The sequence below is a fragment of the Sporichthyaceae bacterium genome (assembly GCA_036493475.1).
Classification (GTDB): domain Bacteria; phylum Actinomycetota; class Actinomycetes; order Sporichthyales; family Sporichthyaceae; genus DASQPJ01.
In genome coordinates this window covers 24,820-38,341 of sequence record DASXPS010000165.1, presented here as the reverse complement: position 1 = coordinate 38,341, position 13,522 = coordinate 24,820, and the positions used below count along the sequence as shown (strand labels likewise).

Annotated in this window: 15 protein-coding genes; 9 read left to right on the top strand and 6 right to left on the bottom strand. The window is 66.1% G+C overall.

The annotated features are described in order from the left end of the window. Window position 1: 1 nt before the first annotated feature. From VGJ14_16815 to VGJ14_16795, 5 genes are all read right to left on the bottom strand, one after another. Window positions 2-520 (bottom strand): VOC family protein, encoded by a 519-nt coding sequence (locus tag VGJ14_16815; GenBank protein HEY2834093.1) that lies wholly within the window; start codon window positions 518-520, stop codon window positions 2-4. A gap of 11 nt (window positions 521-531) precedes the next feature. Beyond that, window positions 532-825 (bottom strand): antibiotic biosynthesis monooxygenase family protein, encoded by a 294-nt coding sequence (locus VGJ14_16810; protein HEY2834092.1) that lies wholly within the window; start codon window positions 823-825, stop codon window positions 532-534. A 70-nt stretch (window positions 826-895) separates the two neighbouring features. Beyond that, on the bottom strand, window positions 896-1,111 hold the full coding sequence (locus tag VGJ14_16805; protein ID HEY2834091.1) for a ferredoxin: 216 nt from the start codon (window positions 1,109-1,111) through the stop codon (window positions 896-898). 41 nt (window positions 1,112-1,152) lie between these two features. Next, window positions 1,153-2,403, bottom strand: a complete 1,251-nt coding sequence (locus VGJ14_16800; GenBank protein HEY2834090.1) for a cytochrome P450 — start codon at window positions 2,401-2,403, stop codon at window positions 1,153-1,155. Between the two features lie 68 nt (window positions 2,404-2,471). Further along, complete coding sequence (locus VGJ14_16795) at window positions 2,472-3,212, bottom strand: SDR family oxidoreductase (GenBank protein HEY2834089.1); 741 nt, start codon at window positions 3,210-3,212, stop codon at window positions 2,472-2,474. 203 nt (window positions 3,213-3,415) lie between these two features. Here VGJ14_16795 and VGJ14_16790 point away from each other — a divergent pair, with 203 nt between their 5' ends. Genes VGJ14_16790 through VGJ14_16775 form a run of 4 tightly spaced genes read left to right on the top strand, consistent with a single transcriptional unit; the run spans window position 3,416 to window position 7,640 of the window. Then, on the top strand, window positions 3,416-5,068 hold the full coding sequence (locus VGJ14_16790) for an NAD(P)/FAD-dependent oxidoreductase (protein ID HEY2834088.1): 1,653 nt from the start codon (window positions 3,416-3,418) through the stop codon (window positions 5,066-5,068). Then, window positions 5,065-5,811, top strand: a complete 747-nt coding sequence (locus VGJ14_16785; protein ID HEY2834087.1) for an SDR family oxidoreductase — start codon at window positions 5,065-5,067, stop codon at window positions 5,809-5,811. The genes VGJ14_16790 and VGJ14_16785 overlap by 4 nt, the downstream gene beginning before the upstream one ends. Then, a complete protein-coding gene (locus tag VGJ14_16780; GenBank protein HEY2834086.1) occupies window positions 5,808-6,776 on the top strand; it encodes an SMP-30/gluconolactonase/LRE family protein in 969 nt (322 codons plus the stop codon). The genes VGJ14_16785 and VGJ14_16780 overlap by 4 nt, the downstream gene beginning before the upstream one ends. Before the next feature lie 27 nt (window positions 6,777-6,803). After that, window positions 6,804-7,640: a mycofactocin-coupled SDR family oxidoreductase gene (locus VGJ14_16775; protein ID HEY2834085.1), complete on the top strand. Its 837-nt coding sequence runs from the start codon at window positions 6,804-6,806 to the stop codon at window positions 7,638-7,640. A gap of 54 nt (window positions 7,641-7,694) precedes the next feature. Here the strand turns inward: VGJ14_16775 and VGJ14_16770 are convergent, their stop codons facing one another. Next, complete coding sequence (locus VGJ14_16770; protein HEY2834084.1) at window positions 7,695-8,480, bottom strand: enoyl-CoA hydratase/isomerase family protein; 786 nt, start codon at window positions 8,478-8,480, stop codon at window positions 7,695-7,697. A gap of 116 nt (window positions 8,481-8,596) precedes the next feature. On the opposite strand from VGJ14_16770, the gene VGJ14_16765 reads away from it, so the two are divergent. The 5 genes from VGJ14_16765 to VGJ14_16745 all read left to right on the top strand — a co-directional run bounded on the left by VGJ14_16765 (window position 8,597) and on the right by VGJ14_16745 (window position 13,511). Beyond that, entirely contained in the window at window positions 8,597-9,739 is a 1,143-nt protein-coding gene (locus tag VGJ14_16765; GenBank protein HEY2834083.1) for an acyl-CoA dehydrogenase family protein, read from the top strand. Beyond that, window positions 9,736-10,215 carry a MaoC/PaaZ C-terminal domain-containing protein gene (locus VGJ14_16760; protein ID HEY2834082.1) on the top strand — a complete coding sequence of 160 codons (480 nt, stop codon included), beginning with the start codon at window positions 9,736-9,738 and terminating at the stop codon, window positions 10,213-10,215. Before VGJ14_16765 ends, VGJ14_16760 begins: the two co-directional genes overlap by 4 nt. Window positions 10,216-10,218: 3 nt before the next feature. Next, entirely contained in the window at window positions 10,219-11,439 is a 1,221-nt protein-coding gene (locus tag VGJ14_16755) for a thiolase family protein (GenBank protein ID HEY2834081.1), read from the top strand. Window positions 11,440-11,512: 73 nt separating this feature from the next. Further along, on the top strand, window positions 11,513-11,935 hold the full coding sequence (locus VGJ14_16750; protein ID HEY2834080.1) for an OB-fold domain-containing protein: 423 nt from the start codon (window positions 11,513-11,515) through the stop codon (window positions 11,933-11,935). Between the two features lie 4 nt (window positions 11,936-11,939). Continuing rightward, window positions 11,940-13,511, top strand: coding sequence for an AMP-binding protein (locus tag VGJ14_16745; protein ID HEY2834079.1), 1,572 nt, complete (start codon window positions 11,940-11,942; stop codon window positions 13,509-13,511). Window positions 13,512-13,522 lie beyond the last annotated feature (11 nt).

The window sequence follows — 13,522 nt, the reverse complement described above, 5'->3', positions numbered from 1 at the left end:
GTCACGGGTCGAGGCACGGTACGTGGTCCCGCCACTGCACGCGGCCGGCCAACACGTCGTCGATGCCGAACTCTGTTGTCGGCGTGCTCCAGTCGCGGGTGGTCTGCACGAACTGTAGGAGCGCACCGAAGGTGTCCGTGGGGCGCAGGAAGGTCTCCTGCCAGTTCGGCTGACTGTCGTTGGTACCCACCGTAGACAGGCCTTGTTGGGACCAGGCGTCGATCGTCGCGGCCAGGTCGTCGACGAAGAACGTGATGTGGTGCAGGCCGGGTCCGCGCTCTGCCAGACCGCGGGTCAAGATCGAGTGCTCCCCGATCGGCGCGAGCAACTCGAGTTTCATCCCCGGCAGTTGCAGATGCACGGTGCGCAAGCCGTTGAGCGGGTTGTCGCCGCCGGCGATGAAGGTGGCGCCCAACGCATCGCAGAACAGCGGAACGGCGGGAGCGATGTCGGGCAAGGCGAGGGCCACGTGGTCGACGCGTTGGATGCGCGGCGCGACACCGGACACCAACGTTCGCATGCGGGAGGCTGTCACACGCTCAGCGGCGCGTAGTGCACGGTGCCGGGCGAGGCGGCGAAGAATTCCTTGATCAGACCGACAAATTCGCTGAACTCGCTCGTACCGGTGAAAGCGGTGTGCGCTTCTCGAGAAGACCATTCAATCAACAACAAGAAGGTGTTCGGGTACTCGACGCCGCGGCCGATGGTGGCACCCGTGCAACCGTCGGCCTCTCGCACCAGCGGGAGTGCCTTGGGCAACACCGACTCGAACTCCTCAGCGCGGCCCTCGACCACCACGATCTCAGCCTTTTCGGTGACGCTCACGTCGCCGCCCTTCAGAATGTCGGCCCGGCACCCCGTCACGTCCCCCTGACGGTGGGACCGGGCCGACGGCTCATTCCTCGATCGTGATTACTCGTTCCGGGCAGACTTTTGCACCCAGTCGCGCCGTGGCTTCCAGGCCAGGCGCGACCTCCACGTAGGTGCCGCGCGCGACGTTGTATCCGTTGTCGTCGAGCTCGTAGACGTCACCGGCCATCACGGCACACCGCCCGTGGCCGGTGCAGCCCTGTTGGCCGCCGTCGATGCCCAATGCGACGTGGGCTTTCATGACAGTCACCTCGTTCCGTGGTCCGGGGGCGTCAGCCTTGGTCACCACTCGAAGGTCACAGAACGCATGGACCGCAGGAAGCCCGACACATATTTCGGTTCGCCGCCGGGCTTCACCTTGTACTCGGGAATCCGACGCAGGAACTCCTCGAAGGTCGCCCGCAACTCCAACCGAGCCAGGTTGGATCCGATGCAGCGATGGATACCGACCCCGAAGGCGGAGTGCAGCACGGTCTCCCGGGTGATATCGATCCGCTTCGGGTCATCCACCACGCGCGGATCGCGGGAGGCACCCGCGTAAAGCATCATGATGAAGTCGCCCTCTTTGAGCTCGCGACCGCCGATCTCCACGTCCCGCGTGCAGGTTCGGCCCAGCGCGACCACCGGCGCGTACACCCGGGCGAACTCCTCGATGGCCCGCGGCATGTAGGTCTCCGGGTCGGAGATCAGGAGCTTGCGCGCCTCGGGGTTCTCGGCCAACCAGTTCATCCCCGAGGCCATGACGTAGGTCGTCGTCGCGATCCCACCGAAAGTCATGTCGACCAGCACAGACACCCGGTCCGCCCAGGCTGAGTCGCTGCCGTCCTCGTAGGTCACGCCGGCCGCGATCATGTCCACCATGTCGCCGCGCGGCGGCTCCTCGGAGCGCTTCTTGAGGTAGTCACCCAGGTACTGGAAAACGAAGCCGAACTTCTGGCCGCGCACCTCCGGGTCGGGGTTGAACGTCCCGTCCTCGACCCCGTCCACCAGACGGTCGAGGTCGTCGATCGGCACGCCGAGCACGTTCTTGAAGAACGCCCACCCCGGAAGCAGGGCGGCGAACTCGGAGACGAAGTCGCACTCACCCCGGTCGATGAATCGGTCGATCAGTGCATTGGCGTCCGCGCGGATGGTGTCCTCGTACGGCGCGATCGTCCCCGGACCCATGAAGGGGTTGAGCGCGGTTCGCCATGCGGTGTGCAGGGGCGGGTCCGACTCCTCGGGGTAGAGGTAGGGCAGCCCGTCCGGGCGATTGGGCATGTAGCCCTTGGCCGCCGAGAACGTGCGCCAGTTCTGGCCGACCTCACGCACCAGCTTGTTCTGCGCGACGAGGTAGTACCCCTCGCCGATCTTGCTGTGCGCGACCGGGCACTTCTCGACGAGGTCGTCGATGATCTCCACATGCTTTTCGTTGAAGATGGGAGCGTCGAGGTCGAAGTCGTTGTAAATGTCCCGGCCGTACTTGGCGATCGATTCCTCGATGTCGGCCTGTGACGGCGGGTGGAAGTCAGTTTCCTGTGCCTTGAATCCCATGTAGGTCAGTCCTCCTCTGGCCGGGGCGAGCCCGAGCGGTTCACTGAGTGCGGGGTCGGGACAATCGGTCAGAGCAGCGTGTAGCCGCCGTCGATGAGGTAATCGGAACCGGTGATGAAGCTCGATTCGTCACTGGCGAGGAACAGCGCCAGGCTGGCGACCTCGCTCGCTTGCGCGATGCGGCCGACCGGATTCGCCGCGATGATGGCCTTGATCATGTCCTGCGGCAGGCTGTCGGTAATCGCGGTCTGAATGGTGCCGGGGCTGATCGAATTGACCCGGATGCCGTCGGCCGCGTATTCCGCGGCGGCGGTCTTGGTCAGCATCACGATCCCGCCCTTGGCCGCGCAGTAACTGGCCATCTGCGGGAAGGCGACGGTGGCCGCCATCGAGGCGGTGTTGATGATCGAACCGCCACCGGTGCCCAACATGGCCGGGACCGCGTACTTGATCCCGAGGAAGACGCCCCGGAGATTGATGGACTGGACCTTGTCCCAGCCCTCTTCGGTCATGTCCGCAACCTTGGCGATCTCGCCGTCAATGCCGGCGTTGTTGTAAAGCACGTCCAGGCGGCCGAAGTTGTCGAGCGCGGCGCGGATCATGCCCTGCACGCTCTCACCCTGGGAGACGTCGGCGTGGACGGACAGTGCACCGTCGCCGAGCTCCTTCGCGATGGTCTCCTGGTTGCCGGAGATGTCGGCGAGGACGACCTTGGCGCCCTCGGCGTGGAAGCGGCGGGCGGTCGCGGCGCCAATGCCGGACCCCGCGCCAGTGACGATCGAAACCTTGCCGTCCAGGCGTCCGGACATGGGCTGTACTCCACTCGTTCAATGGGGGACGATCCGCGTCTGAACGTACGTTCGTTTGTATTGTTGTGTCAAGGGTCACGCAAGCCACTTGAGCATGGCCACCTGCCCGTGTACCGTAAGACGAACGATCGTTCGTGAGGCTGCGACTTGCACTCCTCCTTCGGTCGGGAGCGCGGCGCCCAGCTGCTGAAAAGGAAGTGCACATGACGAAAGCCGCAGACTTCGACGCCGTCGTGATCGGCGCCGGGCTGACCGGGCTCTACCAGGCCTACCGACTGCGCGAGATGGGCTATCGGGTGCTCGGGGTCGAGGGTTCTGACGACATCGGCGGGGTCTGGCACCACAACCGCTACCCCGGTTGCCGCACCGACTCCGAGAGCGAAATCTACGGCTACTTCTGGAACGACCAGCTCATGCAGGAGTGGGATTGGCCGGAGCGTTTTGCTGCCCAGCCCGACGTCCTGGCGTACATCCATCGCGCTGCCGAGATCATGGATATCCGCAAGGACTTCATCTTCAACGCCAAGGTCAACAGCGCGATCTGGGACGAGGAGAACAACCACTGGACACTGGGTTTCGTGCAGCCGCACCGCTCGCCGGTGACGGCGCGCTTCGTCTTCTCGGCACTCGGGCCCCTGTCCTGGCCCCAGATGCCCAAGATCCCCGGCATCAACACCTTCAAGGGCGAGAGCATTCACACGGCTGCCTGGCCGCGCGACCCCAACGGGCTGGGTCCTGCCGAACGGGACTTCACCGGCAAGCGCGTGGCCGTGGTCGGCGTGGGATCGACCGGCGTGCAGGTGATCCAGGAGCTGGCAAAGGTCGCCGGGCACCTGACGGTGTTCGTGCGTGACCCCAGCTGGTGCACGCCTCTTGGCAACGGGCCCATGACGCAGGAGCGGATGGACGACATCAAGTCCAACTATCCCGAGTTCATTGCCCAGTGCGATGCGTCCCTCGCCGGCTACCGGCACGAGTTCATCCTGCAGAACCTGTTCGACGTCCCCAAAGAGGAGCGCGACGCCAAGCTGGAGGAGCTCTATCAGGGACCCGGCTTCTCGCTGTGGCTCGGGAATTATCAGGACGTTCTGTCCGACCCCGAGGCGAACAAGTACGTGTCCGAGTTCGTGGCGCAGAAGATCCGGGATCGGGTCAACGACCCCCGGGTCGCCGACATCCTGATCCCCAAGGACCACGGGTTCGGGATGAAGCGGGTCCCACTCGAGACCAACTATTACGAGGTCTACAACCAGGACAACGTCACGGCTGTCGACCTGCACTCAACGTCGATCACCCGCATCACCCCCGACGGCATCGAGACCCCGGAAGGCCTGCACGAGCTCGACGTCATCATCTACGCCACTGGCTTCGATGCGATCAAGGGATCGTGGAACCACATCGACATCCGCGGGACGGGCGGCACCGCGCTGAAGGATGACTGGGACCAGGGCATCAGGACCTACATGGGCATGCAGACTCCCGGCTTCCCCAACTTCTTCACGCTGGTCGGACCGCAGAGCGGTGCCACCTTCTGCAACATCCCGCGCTGCTCGGCGCTGGCCGTCGACTGGCTCAGCGAAATGATGGAGCACGCGCAGAAGAACGGTGTCGAGCGCATCGAAGCAGAGGTCGCCGCCGCTGAGGCCTTTACGGCCTACGCCGGGAAGCTGCAGAGCAAGCTGCTCCTGGGTCAGACCAACTCCTGGTTCACCGGGGTCAACCAGAACCTCGAGGGCCGCGACAAGCGAGAGGTGCTGCTGTTCGTCGGTGGCAATCCACGGTTCCGGGAATATTGCGACGACGTGCGCGAGCACGACTACAAGGGCTACCTCATGTCGGGCCGGGAACTCCGATGATTTCGTTGGCCGGCAAGACGGCGGTGGTGACCGGCGGCGGTGGCGGATTGGGCTCGGCCATCTCGATCGCCCTGGCCGGCGAAGGGGCGCACGTCGTGGTCGTCGATCGGCACGCCGACGCCGCCGAGACGATGGCCGCCAAGATCGTGGCCGATGGTGGTTCCGCCGTTGCCGAGACCCTCGACATCGGTGATCGCGAGGCCGTCATGGCGTTCGGTGCCCGGATTTCCGAGCAGTATCACGGCAAGATCGACGTGCTGGTCAACAACGCCGGCATATCGCCCCGCAGCCGACCGGGCGATCCCGATCAGATGCAGGTGTGGGACCAAGTTCTCAGCGTCAATCTCACCGGGCAGTGGGACATGTCCGTCTCGGTGCTGGACGCCATGAAGCACCCCGGCGCCAGCATGATCTTCCTGTCGTCGATCGCCGGGTTCTCGGCGCCGCGGTCCAGCGCCGCCTACGGCGCCACCAAGGCGGCCATCCGCTCCCTGGTGCAATATTTCGCCCGCACTCTGGGGCCGACCGGCGGGCGAGCGAACGGGCTGGCACCGGGGCGGATGAAGAGCGGCCTGATGACGGTCGAGGGGGACGGCAACGCGAAGTTCCTCCAGCGAGTGCCACTGGGCCGGGTGGGGGAGACGCACGAGATCGCCGGTCCCGCCCTCTTTCTGGCCTCCGACATGTCCACCTACGTCACCGGGGTCACGATCCCCGTCGACGGCGGCTACCTGGCGCTATGACCCTGACCGAGATCGAGCCGTTCCGGCTCGAGGACCTCGCGCCACTTGGGCACGGACTGAACCGGCCGGAGTGCGTACTGGCCGCGCCCGACGGTGCGCTCTACACCTGCGACTGGACGTTGGGCATCGCGCGGATCGCACCCGACGGGACGACCGGTCCCGCCGTGGAGGCGGATCTCATCGGACAGGGCTTCCGCCCGAACGGGTTCGCGCTGACGCCCGGGGGCGACTTCCTGTTCGCCAACTTGGGCAGGGGCGGCGGTGTCTGGCGGGTTGGCCGCCACGGCGAGGCCCGCCCGTTTGCGACGGAGCTCGACGGCCGCCGGGTCCCCCACACCAACTTCGTGTTGCTGGACGGCGACCGGGCCTGGATCACCATCAGTGCCCGGACGCGCAACCACCAGCACTACACCGCCGAGGAGAACAGCGGCCAGATCCTGCTGGTGCAGGACGGCACGGTCAGCGTGGCGGCCGACGGGTTGAACTGGACGAACGAGCTGCGGATCTCACCCGACGGCCGGCACCTGTTCGTCAACGAGACCTTCGCGTGCCGAACCACGCGCTTCGACGTGGCGCCGGACAGCGCGTTGTCCAATCCGGTTCCGATCAATTTCGGCGGGGACACCTTCCCCGACGGCCTGGCATTCGACGCCGAGGGTGCCCTCTGGGTCACCAGCGTCATCACCAACCGCCTGATCCGCGTGGCAGCGGATCTGACGTGGAGCGTTGTGTTCTCCGACGTCGGTCCCCGGGCCCACGAGGCGGTCGCGGCCTACGCCATGGGCGATCTGACCTTCGATCAGATCGCGCAGAGCCGTGGGTCCCGGATGGCCAACCTGTCCAGCCTTGCTTTCGGCGGACCGGACCTGAAGACGCTGTACCTGGGCGGCCTGGGCAACCCGGCCGTCTACGTGTTGCGATCTCCGGTCGCCGGGTCGCCCATGGAGCATTGGCGCAATTCCTGACCGACCTCTATCACAAGGAGCACACACGTGGCTGGACGTCTTAAGGGCAAGGTCGCTTTCATCACCGGGGCTGCGCGGGGCCAAGGCCGCGCTCACGCCATCCGCATGGCCGAAGAGGGCGCCGACATCATCGGCGTCGACATCTGCGAGCCGATCGGGTCCGTCCCCTACGAGCTGGGCACTTTGGACGAGCTCGAGGAAACCGCGGCGCTGGTCGAGAAGCTCGACCGCCGCATGGTGATCGCCAAGGCCGACGTCCGAGATCTCGGTCAGTTGCAGGCCGCCGTCGACTCCGGCATCGCCGAACTCGGCCGACTGGACATCGTCAGCTCGAATGCCGGGATCTGGTCCGCCGGGCTTTTCACCGAGCTGCCCGAGGACACCTACCGCGACATGATCGACGTGCAGATGCACGGCGCGTACTACGCCTGCAAGGCCACCGTGCCGCGGCTCATCGAGCAGGGGACCGGCGGGTCGATTGTGCTCACCAGCTCGGTCGCCGGCCTGAAGGGTTTCCCGAACCAGGTGCACTACAACATGGCCAAGCATGCGGTGGTCGGTTTGATGCGCACGCTGGCCAACGAGCTCGCGCCGCACTTCATCCGGGTGAACAGCGTGCACCCGAGTTCCACGTTCACCAAGATGATCGACAACGCGGCCATCCACGCCGCGTTCGCGCCCGGCGTGGAAAACCCGCGCCTCGAGGACTTCGGCGACACCTTCACCGCGATGAACCTGCTGCCGATCCCGTGGATGCAGGCCGTCGACATCTCCAACGCGGTGTTGTGGCTCGCCTCGGACGAGGCGCGCTATGTGACCGGGGTGACCCTGCCCGTCGACGCGGGATTCATGGCCAAGCTGTGAGCAACGCCGCGGCCCCCACACGTCACCGTGTGGGGGCCGCGGCATCAGTGCCGATCAGGCGTCTGCCTGTGCCTTCATGTGGTCCATCAGATCGAGCACCCCGAGCGCCTCGTGCGCGATGCCGAAGCCCAGGTTGTCGTGCATGAGTCGCTTCCATTCGCGGGTGAGCACAGCCCGCGCGTAGCGACGGGCCAGGGGCGTCTTGGCCGCGATGTTGGCGGCGTGCTCGCGGGCGCGCGGCAGCAGGGCATCCGGCGACAGCACCTCCGACACGACGCCGTACTCCAGCGCCTGTCGGGCGTTCAGTTCCTGCCCGGTGAGCAAGAAGTATCGGCCGCGGTTGGGGCCCAGCACATGGGTCCACACGATGTGGGCGCCATCGCCGGGGACGATGCCGGAGGCGAAGTGCGGGGAGTCGCTGAAAGTCGCCGTTTCCGAGGCCAGCACGATGTCAGCCAGCACCGGGATCTCCGGGTGGTTGAGCACTGGCCCATTGACCGCGGCGATGATCGGCACCTGGATCGCCAGCATGCAATTGAGCAGGCGCTGACCCTCGTGGATGACCTCCGCCCAGGCGCCGGCCGTCGAGAGGTCGAACGAACTGAAGTCGATCTCCGGACACCACGCATCACCGGAGCCGGTGAGGATCACGACCTTGTTGTCGGGGTCGTTCGCCACATTGTCGAAGGCATAAGCGATCTCGTCGTGCGAGGTCGAACTCCACACCAGCGGCTTGCCCTCGGTGTGCAGCGTCATCTCGAGGACGCCGTCGTGACGTTCGAACTCGACGTTCGCGAAGGAGTCCTTGTAGTCGTCGAAGGTCGGGGCGATGCGCGTCATTGGGCGTCCTCCGGGCGGCGGCGTACGGGTTGTCATGGTCCACTCTTCCCCTCTAACGAACGATTGTCTAGGGTGGGCGGTAGATCTCCATCCCGCCCCCATCGCGAGGAGTTGCTGTGGACTTCCGGCACACCGACGAACAGATCGCGTGGAAGGACACACTCCACCGCTTCATGGAGAAAGAGGTGGGGCGCGAGTACACCCGCGAGCACGACCAGAACCGGGATTTTCCCGACGAGATCTACGGCAAGGCCGCCGCCAACGGCTGGCTCGGGATGTTGGTCCCCGAGGAGCTGGGCGGGGTCGACGCGGACCCGGTGATGTACGCGATCTTCTGCGAGGCCATCGCCAAGTACAGCCTGGACACCGCCGCCTGCCTGATGACGTCAATGTTCACCATCAGCAACGTCGTGGCGCATGGCACACCGGAGCAGCGGGCCGAGCACATCCCGGCGTTCCTGAGCGGCGAGCGGCGGTTCTCGATCTCGATCAGTGAGCCGGAAGCCGGGTCGGACGCTGCCAACGTCAGCACCAAAGCCGAGCACGACGGCCGGGACTGGGTGCTCAACGGGAACAAGACGTGGTGCTCGGGTGCCCATCTGCCCGGCGCCTGGATCTTCATGCTCGCCCGCACCGGGCCGGACCGCCACGGCGGGCTCAGCACGTTCCTGATGCCGAACACGTCCGAAGGGCTGGACATCCGCAAGATGCCCACGATGGTGCGACGGAGCTTGGGCACCACCGAGATTTTCCTGACCGACGTGCGGGTGCCGGACTCGAACGTCGTCGGCGCGATCGGCGAGGGCTGGAAGTACATCGGCGAGCACCTTGACTACGAGCGCCTCGGCCTGGCCGCCAGCTATGTCGGCAACGCGCGCACTGCCTTGGACGACACCATCAAGTACACGAAAGAGCGGATCGCCTTCGGCCGGCCGCTGTCGAGCCTGCAGGTGCTCAAGCACCGGATGGCCGAGGACGAAACGGCGCTGACTGCCGCCCGCTTGTTGGTCTTCAACGCGGCGACCAAGATGCAGCGCGGCGAAAAGGCCTCCAAGGAGGTGTCAATGGCGAAGGTGTTCGCTGCCGAGACCGCGTTCCGGATCGCCACCAACGGCATGCAGGCCTACGGCGGCTACGCCCAACTGCCGGAGTACGACATGGAGCGGTACTTCCGCGAGGCCAAGCACGGCATGGTCGGCGGCGGGGCCAACGAGATCCAGAAGACCGTGATCGCGCGCCACATGGGGCTGTCCGGATGACCGAACGCCAGTGGGCGCCACCGCAGCGCGCCTTCGAGGACTTCGCGGCGGGCGACTTCATCATCACCAACGGCCGGACCGTGGACACCGCCGACATTAACCTGTTCGCGGGTCTGACGGGTGATCAGTATCCGTTGCACGTGGACGAGATGTACGCCTCCGGGACCCGATTCGGCACTCGAATCGCACACGGTCCGCTGACCATGTGCATCGCGGTCGGCCTGGTCGGCACCAGCGGTTGGTACGGCACCTGCATCGAGGCGCTGCTGGAGTGCCGCTCGTTGAAGGCCACTGCGCCGGTCATCTCCGGCGACACGCTGCGGGTACGGGCCACGGTCTCCGAGGTCCAGGCGCACAAGAGCCCGAAGTACGGAGTTCTCCACGTCGACTACGACGTGATCAATCAGAAGGACGAGACGGTGATGACGTTCCACTGGATCATGCTCGCCCGCCGCCGCACGCCCCTGGAGGGCTGAGACATGACCGAAGTGTGGACCCCGCCCTATCCAGAGCCGGGCAGCGCCAACGACGCCGCATTCATCGGCATCGGAGAGATCCCGTCCGGGGTGTACCGCGAACGCGGCTTCATGGCGCAAATCGTCGAGGCCTCCGCGCGGGCGATCTCCGACGCGCAGTTGGCGCACACGGACATCGACCAGATCGTGCTCATTCCCTGTCTGCACGGCATTGCGGACCAGGCCGACCTGATCTTCAGCCGGGTCGCCGAGGAGCTCGGTCTGCACGGCCGGGTGAAGAGCTCGGTGATGGTGCACTCCGGGGGTTCCACCTCGGACAACGCCACCCGGATGGCCGCCGGCCTGGTTGCCTCGGGGCAGGCCCGTAACGTGCTCGTCGTGTACTCCGAGCGGTGGGGCTCGGCCGATCTGCAGGCAATGATCGACATGCTCTCGGTCAACGGCATTCCGAAGGAGTGGGAGGCGCCGACCGGCCTGCAATTCAACGCGATCGGCGGTCTGATCACCCAGCGGTACATGCACCAGTCCGGATCGAGCGCCGAGGAAATGGCCGCCATCTGCGTCGCGCTGCGCGCCTGGGCGAACCTGAACCCGAACGCCATGTACTACGAGAAGGCGCTGACCGCGGAAAAGATTCTCGCCTCCAAGTTGATCTCCGACCCGATTCACGCCTACGAATGCCCGTTCCTCGCCGACGGCGCCGGTGCGTTCGTGATGACCAGCGCGACGGAGGCCGCGAAGCGCCACGACGCGTGGGTGCGCATCGGCGGCTCCGGCGGTTGCGTGTCGCACTACTCCGCCGGTCAGGACGCGGACTTGGGCGTGCTCGGTTGGGTGGAAGCGGCGAAGGAGGCCTACGAGGCGGCGAGCTGGGGTCCGGAGGACGCCGACCTCGGCGAGGTCTACGACTCCTACGCCGCCGTGCTCGCCATCGCCGTGGAAGGCCTGCGCATTTCCCCGAAGGGCGAGGCGGCGCGGGAGTTCTACAAGGGCCGGTTCTCCCCGGGTGGGCAGTTCCCGTTGAACACCAACGGTGGTCTGCTCTCCGCCGGGCACACCGGCGTCGGCGGCGGCACCGCGCTGCTGATTGAAGGTATCCGCCAACTGCTGCATCGGGCCGGCCCGGAGCGCCAGGTGCCGAATGCGCAACGGTGCATCGTCGGCGGCAGCGGCGGCTCGTACATGGACGCGCAGATCATGATGCTGGAGAGGGCGACCCGATGAGCGAGCGTAGCGAACGAATCAATGTCACAGTGCCCGCCACCTACGGCCCGCGCGGGCGATCGAGGGTGCAGCGATGAGCGTCGACACTGGTTACATCCAAAATGCCGACGAGCTGACGGGGCCGTTCGCGGCCGCGTTGGCCGAGGGCCGGTTGATCGTGCAGAAATGCAACGACTGCGCGACGGCGATCATGTACCCGAAGTACCGCTGCCCGAACTGCTTCAGTGGCAGCCTCGACTGGCAGCAGGTGAGCGGCGCCGGTCAACTACAGACCTTCACGATTCTGCGCATGGGTGCGCCCAGCGCGTTCGACGTCGAACCGCCGTACTGCATCGGCATCGTGAAGCTCGACGAGGGGCCGCAGCTGATGTGCCGGTTACATCCGGGCGCGGACGGCACCTGGAACTCCTACGTGTGCGACCAGCGGGTGAGCTTCGCGCCGGCCGACGCCGCGGAGGTCGCACAGCGACCCGCGGCATGGTTCACGGCCGCCTGACGACGTGAACGCGGCGACGTTCCTGACCAAGTCGGCGGTGCGGTTCCCGGACCGGCCGGCGCTGCAATTCGGCGACGAGATCACCACCTACCGTCTATTCGCCGACCGTTCGCTCGCCCTCGGCGGGGAGCTACTGGCCCGCGGGCTGCGCAAGGGCGACCGCGTCGCGTTCGTCATGTCGAACCGGCCCGAGATACTCGAGGTGATTTTCGGGTGCTTCGCGGCGGGGTTGGTGGTGGTGCCGATGAACGCGCGCCTGCACCCGCTGGAAATGGCGTACCTGGTGCAGAACTCCGGGGCCAGAGCGCTGGTGCACAGCGCCGAGTTCGAGGGCCCGCTGGACGAGCATTGGGCAGAGTTCGCCGGCATCGAGCACCGCTTCGGGGTCGGTTGCTCGGCGGCGTTGGCGAGCTACACCGAGCTGACCGGCAGTCAGAATCCCCTGTCCGCGCCGATCGACGTCACCGAGACCGACCCCTGCTGGCTTTTTTACACCTCGGGCACGACCGGCAAGCCCAAGGGCGCGACCTGGACCCACCGCGTGGTTCGGGTGTGCGTGATGAACTATCTGGCCGACTGCTACAACATCACCCACGAGGACGTGATGCTGCACGTCGCGCCGCTCTCACACGGCAGCGGCATCGTGGCGCTACCCGCCGTGGCCCGCGGTGCGAACAACGCGATCTGCACCGCGACCGGCTTCTCTCCGGACGCCACCTTCGCTGACGTCGAGCGCCTCGGGGTCACCCACATCGCGTTCATGGCGCCCACGCAGATCGTGAAATGCCTGGAGGAATTCGAACCCGGCAAGTACGACCTGTCGTCGTGGCAGGCCGTCTGCTACGGCGGCGGCCCCATCTACGTCGAGCATCTGAAGAAAGCGGTCGAAACGTTCGGCCCGGTCTTCGTGCAGATCTACGGCCAGGGCGAGTGCCCGATCACCGCCACCGTGCTCCCGCGCTCAGAGCATGTGGAATTGGTGAAGAACGACGACCCTCGGCTGGCCTCGGCGGGGTTCACCCGAACCGACGTCGAGGTGAAGATCTTCGACGAGCAGGACAACGAATGCCCGCCCGGCGTCAGCGGCGAAATCGTGGTGCGCGGGGACATTGTGATGACCGGTTACTGGAACAACCCGGAGGCCTCTGCCGAGACGCTGCGCGGCGGCTGGTTGCACACCGGCGATGTCGGGCAGTTCGATGCCGGCGGCTACCTCTTCCTGCTCGACCGGACCAAGGACATGATCATTTCCGGCGGCAACAACGTCTACCCTCGCGAGGTCGAGGAGGTGCTGATCACCCATCCATCGGTGGCCGGCGTCTGCGTGGTCGGCGTTCCCGACGAATACTGGGGCGAGGCGGTGCGGGCCGTCGTGGTGGCGGAGGGGGGCACCGCGCCGACGGCCAACGAGTTGATCGACTACTGCGCCGGGTACCTGGCGGGCTACAAGAAGCCCAAGGACGTTGACTTCGTCGACGATCTGCCCACCAGCGCCTACGGCAAGATCCTGCGGCGCGAGGTCCGCGCCCGATACTGGGCCACAGATCGCGCCATCGCCGGTGGCGCGGGGGCCTGAGAGTGGGTCAG